Below are 17,622 nucleotides of genomic sequence, written 5' to 3' on the forward strand. Positions count from 1 at the left end.
GAAAACTTATGAATAAAGCAGGTAAAATTAGCTTGTCAGGCTGCCAGAGGTGTTAGATATGTTATTGTTGCTACTGCCGTTATTGTGTTATTGTTGTCAGGGATGTTAAAGTCGTTATTGTCATATCTGAATGAGTTGAAATAAATAATGCGTATCTATAAACTCGCAAAAATTTTTACAATATGTGTGTCTGTTCAGAAAGTGTCATTTACAAGGCTTGCGAAGCCGCCAAAAACGGAGTTTACTTTTCGTAAATGAGTATTTTGGCGGCAAGCGTAACACAGCAAATGGTACTTTTAATTGTTTACACAAACAATGACGCAAACCACAACTCTCTCATAATAAAAATTTTGTGTCATTGCGTCTCTGCGTTCAGGCTTTTTTTAACTGACTATGGTTTCTGCTAAAACGGCAAATTACTACGCAATCGTTTCCCTCTGCCTTCGCCACCATCTTCTTTTCTTCGCTTGCCCATTCCTTCTCCTAACCTGCCTGAGGAAGCACTTTCACCGTCTTTGGTACACCGGCCTAATTTTCGTCCGGTTTTCGGACCTCTCCCTTCCGGTCCTGTATGATCCATTTTTGGCATAATGTTATCCTTTAATGCGTTCAACAATATCTTTCACTTTCAGGTCTTCTTCAATGATGACCATCTGAATATTAAATTTTTCCAGCAGATCTTTGGCTTTTGGGCCAAAATCTCCGGATATAACTTTCTGAGCACCTAATTCAACTGTTTTTTCGGCGGCTTTTGTCCCGGCTCCTCCCTGAGCTTCTGCATTTTCATTCTTGTAAAACGTTGTCTCTCCAGTCTCTTCGTTAAGGATACAAAACCAGGCAGCACGTCCATAGCGCTTATCAAATGGTGCATCGACTGTATCGGCGGTTGATGTTATTAATGTTTTCATATTTTTTGCGAGTTTATAAATGAGCACTAACTACTTGACAGTCTCAATATTATATGATTTACAAACCGGACAATTCCTTTCTGTTATCGTTTCTGGAATGGTAAACCGGGCAAAACATTTGTTACATACAAGCCAGCTTTTATCAAGTAAAGCGTGACCATAGACCGCTTTAATTTCTTTAACTTCAACAAAGGCACGGGCTATTTTCCGTCGCGCCCGTTCATAAATACGCGCAAAAGTGGCTCTCGAAATACCCATAATCTCTGACGCTTCCTGATGCGTCATCAAATCGTAATCGGCCAGCTTTAGCGCCTCGTATTCTTCGTAGAGCAAATCCACCGGTTTTTGCCTTCTCTGCTGATGCCCGTAAGGCTTATACCCTTTAAAACCAGGTGGTTTTACAACTTTTCTCAATGATTTTGGTCGCGCCATAAAGAACTATTGTTCATGCAAAAGTAATGAGAATATTCTCAAAATAAAAATATAAAAAAAGGACCTTAACCTAAAAGCCATTTCCATGTCGGCTGAATAACTATTTTCAAATTATTCTTGAGCCCGGTCTAAAAAGCAAATTTGCTGCCAAACTCTGTGTTGTTTTAAATTTTTGCATCCTCATTAACAACAAGTTAACTCCGGTACAAAAATTTAAAACGCATTGATTTTGACAAAAATATGCTTTTTATACCGCACTCATTCTTAATTAGTGCGTGTCTATAAACTCGCAAAAATTTTTACAATATGTATGTCTGTTCAGAAAGTGCCAGTTGCAAGGCTTGCGAAGCCGCCAAAACCGGAGTTTACTAATCGTAAATGAGGATTTTGTCGGCGAGCGTAACGCAGCAAATGGCACTTTATGGACAGACACTAGTTAACAGCCTCCTAAAATCTCAAATACTATCACCGGGCTCAAGAAGCAAAATCATAAGTAGGAATTTTTCCAGACGGTTTCTGCAATAGCACGCGCTGTGGCATCAGCCCCCAACTTAATCATTTCATCTGCCCGGTGAAAATCGAATGTATTGGCAGAATCGGCAGGAATATTAATAACAACATCCGGCTGGTAACGCTCAATATTCATTTTTGCGAGTTTGTGGATCATCGCTGCGGAGCTGGTAGTAAGAAGCGATATGTAACCCAGGCTCTGTTTATCTCCGGTGGCTATCAAATTAGTGAAAGCATTGATCAAACCGTTATGGCCATTTTTCTCTTTTCCGTTTTTTCTGTTCTTGCTCTGGCTGACGTTCTCAACTTTGGGTTGCTTTTCCCCGTATAAATTAACAACCACCAGAAAATCATCTTTATTACGTTGAACATGCTCAATAGGGACAGGATTCAATATTCCACCATCTACTAAAAATGTATTTTTATATTTTACGGGAGTAAACATTGCCGGAATGGCAATAGAGGCTCTGGCAGCTTTGTAATAGCTTCCCTTATCAAAAACAATTTCTTTTTCGTTAAGAATATCTGAGGCCACGGCTGTAAAAGGAATGGGCATATCTTCGATATTCATATCGGGAATAAAGGTCTTCATTTTATCAAAGACTCTTTCACCCTTAAGAAGGCCGCCGTTGGCAAAAGAAAAATCCATGAGCCCCCAAACGGCACGGCGGTCAAGCGTTTTTACCCACTGGCTGTAGGCATCCAGTTTACCCATAGCGAAAAGTCCGCCTATAACAGCACCAATAGACGAACCCGATACCGAGGTTATATTGAACCCTTGTCTTTCTATCTCTTGGATGGCACCAATGTGCGCAATCCCCTTAGCTCCGCCACTTGATAAAACCAGAGCCACATTTTTCTTCAAATTACTCATACAATAGTCCGTTAAACTTTTGCAATATACTGCAAATCAATTGTTTGTGATTAAAGGGTGTTGTATAATAAAATGCAGATTTTCAACGATATACGAATCATCTTGTATCTTAAATCTAAAAATCTAACGATCTATTATCATATTCACTATTCAACAAATAACCTGACACTATTGATAAGTGCGGTCTATAAAGTGTCTGTCCATAAAGTGCCATTTAGTGTTACGCTTGTCCGAAAATTACTCATTTACGATGAGTAAACTCCGTATTTTCGGACTTCGCAGGCCTTGTAAATGACACTTTCTGAACAGACACACATATTGTAAAAATTTTTGCGAGTTTATAGAAACGCACTAAAAAGCATCTTTATTGCCAAACTCTTTGTTGGTTCAAATTTAAAAAATCTTCTCCCAAACGACCTTTTTTGAAAACAAAAACTTTGAACCTCTGGCAACAAGGTATTCATCATGAACGGATTCAATTTCCAAATCTACCCACATGCCCTTTTCCGGCGCATACATTTCTCCACCAGCCCATTTTCCTGTTTTATTGTTGTATTCAAGATCACGGATAATGGTTTTCCCTTTTAGCGATTGTTGACGTTTCTCTTTATCCGGATTCTTAACATCGTAAAGCTGCCCTCCGTTAAAATCCGCTACATCAATAATCTCACCAAACAATTTATTCTTCTTTTTAAACAACTGTATCACAATCCCGTTGGGAAGCTTGTACCGTCCGGTCAACTGATTTCCCTCTTTTTGAATCCCTTCTGCCCTTACATTAATGACAACCAGAATAAAGAGTAATATGGTTAAAATGGGCAAAATCATCTTTCTCATAAATTAACAGATTAAATTACAACTCATTACTGTCCGACCTGAGTTTATCGGTCAAAATATCCTCAGAAAACTGATAATCATCAAACGGAATGCGATAAAACAAACGATAGAGCACCGGGACAAAGAGCAGAGTTATCAGGGTTGCAAAAAACAACCCGAATATGATGGCCAGTGTGAGCGGCTCCCACAACAATCCACCGCCAAACAAGAGCGGCAACATGCCCAATGATGTGGTTAAGGTAGTAAGTAATACAGGCGTAAACCGGTTGTTGGCAGCTCGCATAATGGCGTCGCGGCGATCGATATCGGGTTTCTCATTTATCTCAACATCAATACGGTCTATAAGAATAATAGCATTATTCACCACTATACCGGCCAGGGCAATAACCCCAAGCACACCGAAGAAACTAACAAACGAACCACCAATAAACCATCCGGCCACAACACCAATCATGCCAAGAGGAATAGCTAAGATAATAATGGTGGATTTCCGGAAGGAGTTAAACTGAAGCACCAACAAAATGACAATTAGAAAAAAAGCCAAAGGAAGATTGGCGAAAATAGCGCCTAGATTTTCATGTGTATCTTCATCTTCTCCGCCAAACTCATAATTGTAGCCTGGCTCCCACGTTTCTTTTTGCTCTTTCATCCACGGGCCGATGGCTTCAAAAATATCGGAAGCATTGTACCCGGTTTTCAGATAAGAACCAACAGTAATGGTGCGCTTCAAATCCTTTCTCATAACCTTTGCAAACTGCCACCCTACTGAAACGTCTGCTACCTGCGTGAGTGGAATATTCTGTCCTGTGGCCGAAGAATAGATTGTAAAAGAGTTCAAAGATGAAACATCGAGTTCCTGATTATCCGAACTTTTCAGATAAACAGGGATTTCTTCATCGGTATCGTATAAGCCGCCGACCAGCATCCCCGAGAAACCGGTATTAAGAGCCGAGGCAATTTCTATATTTGTCAGGCCAAAACGTCGCGCTCTTTCCTCATCTATCTTAACATTTAATGTCTTTATTTTCGGCCCCCAGTCATCGGTAATATTCTTTGTCCCTGCGGTTTCCACAAGCTTTTCTTTAACCTCTCCTGCAATCACTGACAAACGGTCGGGATCACTTCCCGAAATGCGAACTTCAACGGGCGTACCTGATGCACCGGCACCTGTAAGCCTGTTGACACGAATATCCGCATCGGGAATATGATTAAAACAGAAACTGTCTACTTTCGAAATAATAAAATCGTTATCCAGGTCACCCGTGGTATTCAGCAACATGTGAGCGTAGTTCGAGTTTGCTTCATCTTTGAAATATCCCAGATCGTAGGGTTCGGGCCCTTCTCCGATGAAAGCGGAGTAGTCAAGAACACCGGGGGCTTCATCAGGATAATCATTGGTAACAAGGAGATTTTCCGAGATGAACTGACCAATGTCATCAACCGCTTTTTCAGTATATTCGATATGTGTGCCGGACGGAAATTTAATATCTACAGTCACGAGATTCCGGTCGCTGTCCGGAACCAACTTGAAAGGTAAAAACTGCATGGATATCAGAGCCAGGATAAACAACAAGGTTATAAACCCCAGGAAGAGGAAAGGTTTCCGCAAAACACGGTATAGCACACCATTGTACCACAAATTAAGCTTTTCCATGTATGAATCGATGATCCCTGTTTTTCGTTCTTTCCTGTTCTTTTTGGTCTTAACAATAGCCACTGCCAACAGGGGGATAAAAGTAAATGCCAGCACCCAGGATCCAAGAATGGTAGAACTCACCACCCAAAAAAGTGGTGAAGAAATCTCCCCCATCGGTGTTTGCGCAAGGGCAAAAGGCAAAAAAGCCGAAGCCGTTGTTAAAGAAGAAATCAATAAAGGAATTAGCAAGATTTTTCCGGAATAAACACTGGCCTCAAAAGTGCTCATGCCCTGCTTCATACTCACCAGTATTGATTCAGAAACCACTATACCGTTATCTACTAATAATCCTAATGAAATAATGAGGGCTGCCAGTGAAACTTTGTTTAACCCTATATCCATCAACCCAAGAAAAAAGAAGGTACTGAGAATGACCATTGGCAATAGGGCAGCAACCAGGGAGCCCGATCTGAATCCAAGAAAAAACAACATCACAGCAAGAACAATGACAACACTTTGTATCAGATTGATCAAAAAGTCATTAACCTGTCCTTTTACAACATGATCCTGCGAAGCCGACCTGACAACCTCCACACCCACAGGAAGGCGGTTGTTTATTATCGGCAAAACCTCATCGATATCTTCTCCCATACGAACAATATTAGCGCCGTCTTTTAGAGACACGAAAAGGGCAATTGCGTTTTGCCCGTTAATCTTTACAATTTTTTCGGGAGGAGTAATGTAGTCGCGGTATATTTTTGTTGTAATGTCTTTTAGATAAACTGATGAACCACCACTTGCCGAAACAAGTATATTTCTCAAATCATCAAGATTTTTAAAACTGCCCGAGGGTTCCAGTTCAATACGTTTACGGCCGACATTTATTTCACCCGCGGGACTAAGAATATTGGTTGCTGCAATAATATTCCTCAGTTCATTTCCCCCCAGACCGTATTGAGCCAGTTGCTTATCGTCGAATTCAATAAAAATACGCTCTTCCTGAATTCCGCCGTATTTGATTTTTTCCACATCAGGCAAATGAAGAAGTTCTTCTCTTACATCTTTTGCATAATCCTCCAATTTGTTGTAGGGCACACCGTCACCCGTTACCCCCAAAATAATTCCGAATACGGTTCCTATGTCCTCATCTTTTACAACGGGCCCAATAATATTTGAAGGCAGAATATTCCGGTTATCTTCAACTTTATTGCGTAAGGAAGTCCAGACAGACTGAAGTTCGGATTCCCTTACTTTAACAAGCAATTCAACAGTGATGACAGACAGTCCCGGTCGTGATTCGCTGGTAATCGTCTTCACCTCCGGAATTTCACGAATGGCTTCTTCAAGAGGTTCTGTAACAAGCACTTCCACCTCATCAGGATCGGCACCAGGAAAGTGGGTAACGACAGTAGCAAGACGAATGGTATAGGGTGGCATGCTGTCTCGCTCGAGATGGAAATAATTAGTTATCCCTATAATTGCAACGACCAGAATAACAATAATGGCTATTCGGCTATTGTTTAATGTGAGCTTTGTTAAATTCATGCTAATGGATTTATAAATGAACCTACTCTAACGATGATTATTAGAAACAGACTCAATGAATTAAAATACAATCACTACTACAATAGATCGTTAGATTATTAGATTTAAGATATAAGGTGATTCGTATCGCGTTGAAAATATGCATTTTATCAAAACAAACCCCTTAAATATAACCAGTTGGATACAAGGCGTTTACAAAAACTCAACAAACTATTGTACTACCAATACTCTGTTAAATTGTTTAACAGAATGAAAATAAAGGTGTGGCTATCAACGAGTTTTATCAACTACATTGCAACATGCCTGTTCTTCAGTCTTATTCTTCCAAAGCAGAGTTAAAATTGTTCAACAGCCTGACTTTTCGGCCTTCATACATAAAACGGAGTCCGGCAGTTACCACAACGTCTCCTTCCGAAAGCCCTTCACCGATAAGATATCCTTCAGGTTTTAGGCCGGCGGTAACAATTTCTTTTCGCTTAACAATAAACACATCTTCTTCATCTTGAGCAGGCTGAGCCACAAAAACGTAATTTCCCTTATGGTCATGACAAACAGCATCTTCGGGAATAATCAAAGGTTCTGCTTCAACCCCTTTAATCGAATTAAACTGAAAAGTCACGGTAGTAGTCATCCCCGAAAAAAGCCTCGCATCAGCATCTTGCAGTCCGATTATTACGGGAAAAGCAGTAGCATTTTGTGAGGTAGTTCCTATTTCTATCACTTTACCGGAAAAAGAGGTGTTTTTGGAAGTATTAAGCGTAACATCGACATGCATCCCGGGCTTTAACTGTCCTATCAAATTCTCCGGGATAATTGTTTTCACTTCAAAATTGTTTAAAGAAGAGAGTACAATGGCAGGTTTTCCTGCCCCGATCATTTCGTTCTCCCTTATAAAAACAGAGCTGATAACCCCTGAAAAAGGAGCTTTTAAAGAGGTATAGTTCAACTGATTCTGAGCCAGCTGCACCTGCAACCTGGAAGATTTTTCCATGGCCCGGGCCGATTCGAGCCGGGTCTTAACCTGTTCGTAGTCCCTCAACGAAATGTTGTTTTTGATGTAGAGTTTTTCCATTCGTTGAAATTCGGAAAGTGCATTAGCCAGTTGGGCTTCTGCATTGTCCAAAGCAGAAACAGCTTTTACGTAGTTGATGTAATAATCCGTGCTATCCAATTGAGCCAGGCATTCTCCCTGTTTTACCGTATCTCCCATATCTACATAGAGACGGGTTACAGTACCACCCGTCTTGAAACTAAGTCTGGCCTCATCAGCCGGCTGGGTAACACCGGGAAAAGCACGTTGCGTAGTATGAAACGATTCGCCAACCTTAAAATAGAAAACAGGACGAATTGCCTCAGTCTGTTCTTCCATACGACTACAACCGGCAATCAGCAAGGCGATTAAAATAGTGTATAAGATTCTCATATCCTCTCGTTTAATGTTATTATTCTTTATGTCATCCAATATGTTTCAGAAGCACAACTTCTTAAAATTTTTCCAGACTCAGATAATTGGCAAGGTTTTCAGCATATTGCTGATGATCCTCATCACTCTTCAAAAAAGAGTACTCTCCCTGCAAACGTTCGGTATTTGCATAATTAAGCACATAACTATATCTGGCATTGACCGAAAGCAATTTGGTACGGATCATCATATTCTGAGCATCAATAAGCTCAATCACACCAACGACTCCCTCATTATAAGCGTCCTGAATAATTCTGAAATTCTCATCGGCTGCAGCAGCCGCATTTTCTGCAAGAGCCATATCCTTAAATGAGGCCTGTAGTTGCTGAACACCCGCCCGAATGCCTGTTTGCATCTCGTTTATCAACGCTTGTTTTTGCCATTCAATTTTTTCCTGTTCCAGAACTGTTCGTTTAAGTTCATTTTTACGCTTAGCCCCTTCGAAGAGAGAGAACCGCATGTTAAGTCCCACATTCCATGTTATATCGTCAGGCGGCTCAGGAACGGGCAACTGTGGATTGCGGATAATGCCCTCTCTCACAAAAGCCTGATCGGCCCCGCCAACAATGGCCACTTCTGGCAGATAGGATTTCCGGGAATATAATTTCCTTTTGCGCCCGGCAATATCACCTGCAGTAGCTATTTTTTTAAGTTCGGGTGAGTTGAGCCGCATCTGCTCAATTATAAAATCGGCATAATATTCTGTAAGAAGGGGATCGTTAAAGCATTGAGCCAAAAGCTCCCGGTGCTTAATAACCTGGCCAAGAATATCAAATGAATCGGGAATGGAAACCGGTTGATCCACCTTCCTGTTCAGAAGTCTGTTCAGACGGTACATTGCAGATTTATAAGCAGCTTCAGCTTCATTAAGTTCCATCCTTGACAGGTTCACTTCACTTTCCCAGCGGTTCACATCGGATACACTTGAGGCTCCTGCCTTTTCTTTGGATTTTGCTATTTCAAGATTTTGTAAATTCGCATTTACGTTTTCATTACGAATCTTGTAGTTATTTTTGGCATAGAGTAAATTTACATAAGCTTCAACAACGTTCTTTACAATATCGAGTGTTGTCGCCCGGTTGTTGTGCTTTTCATTCTCAGCTAACAGTTTTTGAATGGCAACATTTGCAAAGGCTTCCTCGGAATAAATTACCTGCCTTAACGATACGGATCCTGTAATGGTAAATTCTCCTTTCTGCCCCATTGAAGACTCAACCAGATTCTCGCTTAACTGAACGCCGGATGCAGAAACATCAACGGCAGGCAACACATTGGAGCGAGCGATTTTAACATCCTGTCCGGCCATCAGCAATTCCCTGTCGGTTATTCGGCCTTCCAAATTATTCTCCAAAGCCAGGGAGATAGCCTCGTGCAAACCAAGCTCCTCTCCAGACACTTTTTCCACGTTCATCAATACAGCATCCTGTAAGTGCGACCAGACAGGAAAACGGTTAATCTGCCGCACACTCTCCATATTAACTACCAGCCTGCGGTTCTCCTCGCCGACTATAACAGGAATGTTCGACAGCTCATATCCTTCAATGACTTTTACAACCCTTGTAGCTGTAGCTCTAGCCATTTGCAAAATCGAAAACCGCGGTGTGAAAGTTACCGTTGCACCAAGTTCTAAATAGTCTGTTCCCTTTATGGTAAGAGACGGTATTCCAAGTTTATTGAAGTGCGAAAAGAGCTCACTGATTTCATCGGTCGAACGACCAGTCATCGGCAGCACAACTACCGCCTCGGTATTGGAAGGTAAAGCCGGGGACAAAGCAGAACCAGGAGACAACGATAAAAAAGATAGCTGTGTACTATCATCAACTCCATTCAACCAGGTACCTGTGTTATTTAGTTGTTCATAAATATTCTCGGGAAAAACAACAGTGACATGTGAGGCATTAAACAATTCAGAAAATGCTCTTAAATCCTTTTTTATTTGGACAGGCGATTTTATGTACGAAAAATTGTGAACACCAGAGGTTTGTCCTCCGATGACAGATAAATCCTGCAATTCTTCGTCAAGAATAGTGGCAGCAATCAATGGCTTGGAGAAATCGGATAATTGGGACGCTACGTCAGAGGATAACAATCCAACCGTCACAACAATGTCTATGCCGGGATTATTCATGAAATCAAGCAGGTATTCCCTTGTTTTTTCTTTTTTGTCCAGCCGCCTTCTTTCTCATAAAATACTAATTTGGCATCACGCTTTGTCAACGATTCAATTTCAGACTTGATTTGACTGCTCAAATACCGAAGTTCCACATCAGATGCATCCCTAACGATACCGATACCAAACGATTGACCGTTGGCAGAAGTTGTTCCCAGGCTGATAATAATTGTCAGAATAAAGATGGCTATTCGGTACATCATATTTTTGAATTTAAATCAATAGTTTGTTAATACTAACTAACTTTTCATATCTGAAAAGCAATCAAAGAAATTGCACAAATATTATTTGTTTTAAAATGTGATTAATATGCCCTCAGACAGCTTCCTGAAGAAAATCTTTTATAGCAGCTTAGTCTGCCTGGTTGGTCGCGGCGCCTTCACTACGAGAATTCTTGCAGGTTTTTCGGATGTGTTGGATAAATAATGAACAATGTCTTTAGGACTCTCAATCACCCAGTCGGCCTGAACGGTTTCCTGCTCATCACCAATGTGCACATTTGGTGTACCTTCCAGTATGTAAAAGAAAACATCGACCGGTGTGATATGGGGTTTCAGCCGTTCTCCTGGCTCCAATCTTATGTGCACTGCCTGAGCGCTTTCAGTATCATAAACAGGTCGCGTATCCACTTTGTGCGGAGTTTCTTTTACCGGAGCTTCACTTACTTTCGTAATCTTCATATACAATTCAATTTTAAGTTCCATTGGAAGAGGGTGCCTGAAAGGACCAATTTTTCATTTTTGGGATACTGTGCCAACTCCGTGGAACCCGGTTAACTATGAATTACACAAAGTATGCACAGAGTATCGTAATTTATCCCGAATTCTTCGGGAGCGTTTTCAGACAGCCCCGTTCAAACTGCAATTATCTTTATTATTGTTTTTATCAATTGGTTACCTTCTTTTTTAAGATCAAAACGACGATCATTCATTTTCCACTTGCGCGCAAGAAGACGTACAGAACCAAAGAATATCATGGTTATCATATCCAAACGTGTATCTTTCATTGCATCCGTCAGATCGAGTTTCCCGATCCACTCTCCCAGCATCTTTTCATTGATCTGTTGTATCTCCATCACTTTACGGGTCAAAGCGGGTTCATTTCTGAATATCTCTTCAGCAAAAATTACAGATATCAACATCGGATTTCTGCTGAAAACCAGAAAAATCATTTCAAAAAAAGTTTCAATTTTCTCCCTTGCAGACAGTTTTCGGTCCGATCCTTCTCTATGGTATTCAATGATTTTATTTCTGAATCCCTCCAAAATAGTACTCAATATTTCAACCTTGCTTTCGAAATGCCGGTAAATAGCAGGCTCAGAAATCCCAATTTCTTTAGACAGATTCTTAATTGTAAACCCCTGAATACCCAATCGATCGATCAGTCCTATTGAAGTTTCTATAATTTGTTGTTGTCGCTCTGAAAGCATAATTTTAAAATTAGGTTTGTTAGTATTCACTCACAAAGTAACAACATTTTCTTCTTCTCTGCAAATTTTTTTTGGATTTTTTTCATTATTCCCTCAATATCAGATAAAATCCCAGGCACAATTATGGGGGGGTGCTTCCCATAACAGTTGTCAAACCGGTTTTTAAGTTCATCCCTTAACTCTTCGCCCATTCACCAGGTGTTTTTCCAAACTCTTCCCTGAAGGATTTGCGAAATTGAGCCACACTCTGGAATCCAACCCGTTCGGCAACCTGTGAAACCTGAATCCCATCGTTCTTTAAAAGAGACGCTGCTTTATGAAGACGAATTTTCCGAATATACCCGGCAGCTGTAATGCCGGTAACGTCTTTAAACTTTCTGTAAAACGATGAACGGCTCATAAAAAGTTCTTTGCCCAAAATTTCCACATTAAATGCGGGATCGGAATATCTTTTGTCAATCAGAGCATTCACAGTTTCCAGAAAATCTCTGTCAGATTTGGAAAGACCGGCGTCCCCGACACCCGACTTTTTCTGCTCTTCCAGATGCCGGGTTAACTTGCTGCGATTTTCCAGAATGGCCATAAGCCGGGCAAGGAAAATTCTGCCGTTAAACGGCTTTTCAATATATCCGTCAATTCCAAGCTCAAATCCCTCAATATGTGTCTCCTCATCTGTTCGTGCGGTAAGAAAAACAAAAGGAATATTAGCAGTACGATCATCAGATTTGATTTTCCTGCAAAATTCAATTCCATTCATAACCGGCATCATAACATCAGAGACAATAAGATCGGGTTTAAAATCAGAAACTTTCCCAACGGCATCTTTCCCGTTACGGGCGATGCTAACTTCAAACCACCTGCCGAGCAGTTCCTTTAAAAACCTGGATAGTTCGACATTGTCTTCGACGATCAGAACTTTTTGCCTCCCAAAGCGTGAAAAATTCTCATGCTCATCATCCAGGAAAACCTTATCATCATGGACATAAGTACCGGTGGAACTCTTGTCAAAATCGTTTTTACCAAAATGCTCCTGTCCCTTAAGAAAACTCAGACGAAACCGGGTTCCACGCCCCTCACTGCTCTCGATTTCAACAGTACCTTTTTGAAGTTCGGTTAGTCCTTTAACAATTGTAAGCCCGATACCATGCCCCTCAATATGATTGTTTACCTTCCCGGAACGATAAAACCGGTCAAAGATGCTAAGCAATTCATTTTTTGGTATACCTATTCCCTGGTCTTCAACGTCAATATAGAATTGATCGTCAGTTTCTCCGACACTTACCATAACAGTTTTCCCTTGAGGGGAATATTTGATGGCATTCGACAATAAATTATAGAGAATGTTTTCCAGTTTATCGGCATCGAGCCATACAGATAATCGTTCAGGAAAGCTGTAAAATGCCAATTCTATATCTTTTTGAGTAGCCACCGGCCGAAACGATTGAACAATTTCCGTAATAAAAGTCACAAGCTCAAAATTTCTGACAGACAATTTCAGTTGTCCCTGGTCCAATTTACGCAAATCAATAAGCTGGTTGATCATATTCAACAGACGATAAGCATTTCTGCGGATGGCATGAACTGCTTTATTCTTTTGCTGGTCAAAGCTGTCGAGATGAGCCAGAATAAGTGTTAGTGGTGTCCGGAAATCGTGCGAAATATTTGTGAAAAAACGTAATTTTGACTGATCGGCTTCATGCAGTTTTTCCGACATTTCAAGTATCTGCTGATTTCTTGCCCTCAATTCTTTCGTTTGCTCATCAACCGTGCTTTTCAGAAGTAAGTTTCTTTTTCTGATTTGTCTGAGCCTGATTTGATATCCGCCGAATACACCTCCCACCAATCCGACAATCAGAACACCTCTAAACCAGGCTGTTTGCCAAAAGGGAGGAATAATAACTACTCTTAGCCGTTGGATGGAATCAAGCGACTGACGGTTGGGTGCAGCCTGCAGCTCAAATGTATACTCACCAGGCGGTACGGCTGTGTAGGAAGCTATTCTGTTAGCTCCATCCGAATACGTCCACTCTTTCTGCAGGCCTCTCAACCTGAACCGGAAAACATTATGGTTGGGATAATCAAAAGGATACGCATTGAATTCAACAGAAAATGAATTCTCATCATGTTTCAATCGTATCAGACTATCATTCTTAAGGTTTTCCTTTATCAACACGCGATTGCCGATGCTGTCGCCGGGCAATATTTCGCGGTTAAACAACCGGAAACTTTCAAAATGGATTTTCATTCCGGGGTGTAAGGTACTGATGCTGTCGGGATGAAAGCCAACCACTCCGGTATAGCCACCATAATAAATAAACCCGTCGTCAGAAACAAAATGAGCATCATCCATAAAGAAATCATTGGTAAGAAAAGTCACGAATTGCCGGTTTTTTACATCAAAACGGGTAATACCCCGGTTGGTGCTCATCCACATATTATCTTCAGCATCGTAATACAGACTGTAAACAATGTTGTTGGACAAACCATCGCTTTCGAAGTACTTATCTATAATGCTGTCGCCCGTTATCGAAAAAAGATTCAATCCAGCATTGGTACCAATCCACAAACTGTCACCAGCTACCCAAAGGCAGTAAGCTTTATTGTCCGACAGACCATGAGTAGAGCTTCTTATACTCCTTATCGGCTTATCAGGGCCGTCATATTTCAGAAGTCCGTTTTCGTCTTTAGCGATCCATAAACTGCCATATTTGTCTTTCACAATATCGCGAACGCTGCCGGATACACTTTCATCAAGAGAAAAAACAGACAGTTCACCGGTTTTTAAATTAACTTTTCCGGTTCTTTGTGATGATGTCAAAGTAACGATTCCGGTTTCCAATTCCTTCACAGAATAACACTGATAAGGCCAGTCCCACGAAAACCTGCAATTAACCGCTTCAATACGCTGCTTTGCCTGATTATAAATGCATAATCGACTACCTTCTCCAATCCAGATATTTCCCGATGAATCTTCAAAAATATTCCGAACATTATTGATATTTCGATTTGTACCCTCCCTTGTGAAGTAATGACTAAAATACCGTTGTTCCCCTTTTTTATCAATGATACCAACACCTTCTCTGTCGAAACCCAGCCAGATGTCATCATTGTCTCTCTTGCATATTGCTCTGACCGGATCGGTGTCGGGACTGTTTAATTTCTGCCTGCGCCAGTTGTAATGAATAAACTGATTCTTCTTGTAACTGAAGTAATTCAAACCGTTTTTAAGCGTCCCTATCCATAAATTTCCCAACGCATCAAAACGCAGATGCGTAACGTGATATCCTTTAAACGACGAGTCATTTCCCGGATCATAACTAAAAAATGTTGTCGAATACCCGTTGCCACTTCTCTGAACGCGGGCCAGCAGATTATTGTCTCCAAGCCAGAAATTCCCTCTGTGAACGGTAAAACTATTGAGCGAAGAAGGTTCCAAAAAGGATAGTCCCAGTTCACGAAAAGTTGCAACAATTTCACGTAATGTAAATTGATTCGAAATCCTTTCAATTCCCGAATCTGAAATTCCATACCAGGCAGCACCGTCCTGTTGAAGATGAAAACAGGGAGATCCGCTGATATCAACGGGGACAATGCTTAAAATTGAATCCTCTTTATCCAGTCTTAAATATTGAATACCAAAACCACCATAAATAATTGTGCTGTCACCTATCAAAGCGATTCCGTGTACCCAACCCGGTGCCTGGAATTTTTTACACACATTCTGCCGGGTATTCAAAAGGCCAAGCTGATCGTTGTCACTGAACCAGAGTAAAGAATCGTTCAACTGAACCAGATTATTTACAGGCGCAATACCCGCAGCTTCGAAAACCGAGTCGGGAAAATGCCGAAATCGCTGCACGTCAGCCCGATAATGATTCAGAACCCTGTCTCGTGTAGTAACCCAGATATCGCCATTCAGCCCCTTTCCCATTGAAATAATATGATTTCCGGAAATACCATCAGAATCATCGGACAATGGTTTGAAGACTTCAAACTCGTAGCCATTATATTTATTCAGTCCGTCAAGCGTGCCAACCCAGATATTTCCAATGTCGTCAATAACCAACCCGTTGATATTGTTTTGCGACAAACCGCTGGAAATATCAAAACGGTCGAAACGTGGTGCCTGACTGAAAGCACTCGCAAAAACCGAAAAACACAGTACCAATATGCGAACAACAAATTTCATTTCTTTTCACACTTCTGCGGCTGAATCAAAAACATCCACATTTGACACAAAAACATCTCCGGCCGCAAGTTAACAAACCTTAAATTGCCATCACCAATTAAATATGAAAAAAACGATAGTCATGCGAAAAAAACTATTTCTTTTACCGGTTATATTTATAACCTCATGGACGGTTTTACACGGACAAAATTCCGGAAAAGAACTGTTCAACGGAAAAAACCTTAATGGCTGGAAAGTCCTCAACGGTGATGCTCCCTACGAAGCCACTGACGGGATGATCGTAGGTACTTCGGTAACCAATTCTCCCAACACCTTTCTGGCTACTAAAAAGCAGTTTACCAATTTTGTTTTGGAGTATGATATGAAAATGGACGAAGGATTGAACTCCGGAGTTCAAATAAGAAGTCACAGCAACCAGAATTACATGAACGGCAGGGTACACGGGCTTCAGGTAGAATGCGAAGACACACCGCGCGGATGGGCGGGAGGTATTTACGATGAAGCCCGAAAGGGATGGAGATATCCCCTTGAATACAATGAAGCAGCAAAAAAAGCCTTCAAAAAAGGTGAATGGAATCACTTCAAAGTTGTTGCATTCAACAATAATATTATGACCTGGGTCAACGATATTCCAGCAGCAAACCTTGTGGAGGAAGAGACAGAAACCGGATTCATTGCACTGCAGGTACATGGCATAGGCAATAACAAATCGCTCGCCGGGAAAAAGATTCGCTGGAAAAATATCACGATAAGGGAAATTGAAGCTGAAGATTTTTCAAAGTACAAGAATAATACGGCACCTGAAGTCAGCTATTTAAAAAATCAACTTACAGAGAGAGAAAAGTCGGACGGCTGGAAGTTGCTTTGGGACGGTGCAACCACCAACGGATGGTGCGGTGCAAAATTAGATCATTTCCCCGAAAAAGGCTGGAGCATAAATAATGGCATCTTGAAAGTGCATGCATCGGGAGGAGGAGAATCGAGTAATGGTGGTGACATAGTAACCAACAAAAAAATACAAAGACTTCATCCTGGAAGTCGACTTCAGTTTAACCAAAGGAGCCAACAGCGGCATCAAATACTTTGTTGACACCGAACTCAATAAAGGACCCGGCTCCTCCATCGGCTGCGAGTTTCAGATTCTTGACGACCGTTATCATCCCGATGCTAAAAAAGGGGTGAATGGCAATCGTACAATTGCTTCTCTTTATGACCTGATACCTGCCAACGGACTGGAATTTAATCCTCACCTGCCTGCGAAGAAATATGTCAACGGCTATGATCACTGGAACAGGGCACGAATTGTTGTTAAAGGCAAAAAGGTTGCGCATTATCTCAACGGCATCAAGGTGGTGGAGTACGAACGTGATACCCAAATGTGGAGGGCTCTTGTAGCGTATAGCAAGTACAAGGACTGGCCAAATTTCGGAGAGTATGAGAAAGGTAACATTCTTTTACAGGACCATGGCAACGAAGTTGAATTCAAAAATATAAAGATCAAAGAACTTTGAGTTCGTTAAAAAAGCCTAAACGCAGAGACGTATGTTAGTGTTTATAATTCACACTACTGGCTGCTGACTAAAAACTACTGACTAAATTACTTAACCTGCTTTATTCATAAGTTTTCGTC

15 protein-coding genes are annotated in these 17,622 nt (G+C 41.1%); 2 read left to right on the forward strand and 13 right to left on the reverse strand.

What is annotated here, in order from left to right; genetic code table 11:
- Window positions 1-403: 403 nt before the first annotated feature.
- The 13 genes from OQ5_RS21600 to OQ5_RS0117975 all read right to left on the reverse strand — a co-directional run bounded on the left by OQ5_RS21600 (window position 404) and on the right by OQ5_RS0117975 (window position 15,992).
- Window positions 404-580 carry a DUF5320 family protein gene (locus OQ5_RS21600; protein WP_016778808.1) on the reverse strand — a complete coding sequence of 59 codons (177 nt, stop codon included), beginning with the start codon at window positions 578-580 and terminating at the stop codon, window positions 404-406.
- Window positions 581-593: 13 nt separating this feature from the next.
- A complete protein-coding gene (locus tag OQ5_RS0117920; RefSeq protein WP_016778809.1) occupies window positions 594-908 on the reverse strand; it encodes a NifB/NifX family molybdenum-iron cluster-binding protein in 315 nt (104 codons plus the stop codon).
- 30 nt (window positions 909-938) lie between these two features.
- Window positions 939-1,340, reverse strand: coding sequence for a DUF134 domain-containing protein (locus OQ5_RS0117925; protein ID WP_026055387.1), 402 nt, complete (start codon window positions 1,338-1,340; stop codon window positions 939-941).
- Window positions 1,341-1,827: 487 nt separating this feature from the next.
- Window positions 1,828-2,724 (reverse strand): patatin-like phospholipase family protein, encoded by an 897-nt coding sequence (locus OQ5_RS0117930; RefSeq protein WP_016778811.1) that lies wholly within the window; start codon window positions 2,722-2,724, stop codon window positions 1,828-1,830.
- A 393-nt stretch (window positions 2,725-3,117) separates the two neighbouring features.
- Window positions 3,118-3,561, reverse strand: coding sequence for a DUF2147 domain-containing protein (locus OQ5_RS0117935; RefSeq protein ID WP_255297624.1), 444 nt, complete (start codon window positions 3,559-3,561; stop codon window positions 3,118-3,120).
- A 16-nt stretch (window positions 3,562-3,577) separates the two neighbouring features.
- Window positions 3,578-6,742: an efflux RND transporter permease subunit gene (locus tag OQ5_RS0117940; protein ID WP_026055388.1), complete on the reverse strand. Its 3,165-nt coding sequence runs from the start codon at window positions 6,740-6,742 to the stop codon at window positions 3,578-3,580.
- 316 nt (window positions 6,743-7,058) lie between these two features.
- On the reverse strand, window positions 7,059-8,165 hold the full coding sequence (locus tag OQ5_RS0117945; protein ID WP_044108077.1) for an efflux RND transporter periplasmic adaptor subunit: 1,107 nt from the start codon (window positions 8,163-8,165) through the stop codon (window positions 7,059-7,061).
- Window positions 8,166-8,226: 61 nt separating this feature from the next.
- Complete coding sequence (locus OQ5_RS0117950) at window positions 8,227-10,332, reverse strand: TolC family protein (RefSeq protein WP_016778815.1); 2,106 nt, start codon at window positions 10,330-10,332, stop codon at window positions 8,227-8,229.
- The gene (locus OQ5_RS0117955; RefSeq protein WP_141638896.1) at window positions 10,329-10,577 is read right to left on the reverse strand and encodes a hypothetical protein; all 249 of its coding nucleotides are present in this window, start codon (window positions 10,575-10,577) and stop codon (window positions 10,329-10,331) included. Before OQ5_RS0117955 ends, OQ5_RS0117950 begins: the two co-directional genes overlap by 4 nt.
- A gap of 138 nt (window positions 10,578-10,715) precedes the next feature.
- The gene (locus OQ5_RS0117960) at window positions 10,716-11,054 is read right to left on the reverse strand and encodes a cupin domain-containing protein (RefSeq protein ID WP_026055389.1); all 339 of its coding nucleotides are present in this window, start codon (window positions 11,052-11,054) and stop codon (window positions 10,716-10,718) included.
- A gap of 173 nt (window positions 11,055-11,227) precedes the next feature.
- On the reverse strand, window positions 11,228-11,803 hold the full coding sequence (locus tag OQ5_RS0117965) for a TetR/AcrR family transcriptional regulator (protein ID WP_016778818.1): 576 nt from the start codon (window positions 11,801-11,803) through the stop codon (window positions 11,228-11,230).
- A 26-nt stretch (window positions 11,804-11,829) separates the two neighbouring features.
- Window positions 11,830-11,994: a hypothetical protein gene (locus OQ5_RS23690; RefSeq protein ID WP_016778819.1), complete on the reverse strand. Its 165-nt coding sequence runs from the start codon at window positions 11,992-11,994 to the stop codon at window positions 11,830-11,832.
- On the reverse strand, window positions 11,979-15,992 hold the full coding sequence (locus OQ5_RS0117975; RefSeq protein ID WP_016778820.1) for a hybrid sensor histidine kinase/response regulator transcription factor: 4,014 nt from the start codon (window positions 15,990-15,992) through the stop codon (window positions 11,979-11,981). The genes OQ5_RS23690 and OQ5_RS0117975 overlap by 16 nt, the downstream gene beginning before the upstream one ends.
- Before the next feature lie 121 nt (window positions 15,993-16,113).
- Between OQ5_RS0117975 and OQ5_RS21605 the strand changes: the two genes are divergently transcribed.
- Window positions 16,114-17,082 carry a 3-keto-disaccharide hydrolase gene (locus OQ5_RS21605; RefSeq protein ID WP_255297625.1) on the forward strand — a complete coding sequence of 323 codons (969 nt, stop codon included), beginning with the start codon at window positions 16,114-16,116 and terminating at the stop codon, window positions 17,080-17,082.
- Window positions 17,024-17,503 carry a 3-keto-disaccharide hydrolase gene (locus OQ5_RS25030; protein WP_255297626.1) on the forward strand — a complete coding sequence of 160 codons (480 nt, stop codon included), beginning with the start codon at window positions 17,024-17,026 and terminating at the stop codon, window positions 17,501-17,503. Before OQ5_RS21605 ends, OQ5_RS25030 begins: the two co-directional genes overlap by 59 nt.
- Window positions 17,504-17,622: the final 119 nt, after the last annotated feature.

Source organism: Anaerophaga thermohalophila str. Valhall (assembly GCF_000250735.1).
In the GTDB taxonomy this organism is placed as follows: domain Bacteria; phylum Bacteroidota; class Bacteroidia; order Bacteroidales; family Marinilabiliaceae; genus Anaerophaga; species Anaerophaga thermohalophila_A.

Excerpts from the sequence above, each read along its gene's own strand:
- OQ5_RS0117925 (WP_026055387.1), bottom strand. The coding sequence starts at position 1,340 with ATGGCGCGACCAAAATCATTGAGAAAAGTTGTAAAACCACCTGGTTTT.
- OQ5_RS0117955 (WP_141638896.1), bottom strand. The coding sequence starts at position 10,577 with ATGATGTACCGAATAGCCATCTTTATTCTGACAATTATTATCAGCCTG.
- OQ5_RS0117920 (WP_016778809.1), bottom strand. The coding sequence starts at position 908 with ATGAAAACATTAATAACATCAACCGCCGATACAGTCGATGCACCATTT.
- OQ5_RS23690 (WP_016778819.1), bottom strand. The coding sequence starts at position 11,994 with ATGGGCGAAGAGTTAAGGGATGAACTTAAAAACCGGTTTGACAACTGT.
- OQ5_RS0117940 (WP_026055388.1), bottom strand. The coding sequence starts at position 6,742 with ATGAATTTAACAAAGCTCACATTAAACAATAGCCGAATAGCCATTATT.
- OQ5_RS0117935 (WP_255297624.1), bottom strand. The coding sequence starts at position 3,561 with ATGAGAAAGATGATTTTGCCCATTTTAACCATATTACTCTTTATTCTG.
- OQ5_RS0117975 (WP_016778820.1), bottom strand. The coding sequence starts at position 15,992 with ATGAAATTTGTTGTTCGCATATTGGTACTGTGTTTTTCGGTTTTTGCG.
- OQ5_RS0117960 (WP_026055389.1), bottom strand. The coding sequence starts at position 11,054 with ATGAAGATTACGAAAGTAAGTGAAGCTCCGGTAAAAGAAACTCCGCAC.
- OQ5_RS0117930 (WP_016778811.1), bottom strand. The coding sequence starts at position 2,724 with ATGAGTAATTTGAAGAAAAATGTGGCTCTGGTTTTATCAAGTGGCGGA.
- OQ5_RS21605 (WP_255297625.1), top strand. The coding sequence starts at position 16,114 with ATGCGAAAAAAACTATTTCTTTTACCGGTTATATTTATAACCTCATGG.
- OQ5_RS0117950 (WP_016778815.1), bottom strand. The coding sequence starts at position 10,332 with ATGAATAATCCCGGCATAGACATTGTTGTGACGGTTGGATTGTTATCC.
- OQ5_RS0117945 (WP_044108077.1), bottom strand. The coding sequence starts at position 8,165 with ATGAGAATCTTATACACTATTTTAATCGCCTTGCTGATTGCCGGTTGT.
- OQ5_RS0117965 (WP_016778818.1), bottom strand. The coding sequence starts at position 11,803 with ATGCTTTCAGAGCGACAACAACAAATTATAGAAACTTCAATAGGACTG.
- OQ5_RS21600 (WP_016778808.1), bottom strand. The coding sequence starts at position 580 with ATGGATCATACAGGACCGGAAGGGAGAGGTCCGAAAACCGGACGAAAA.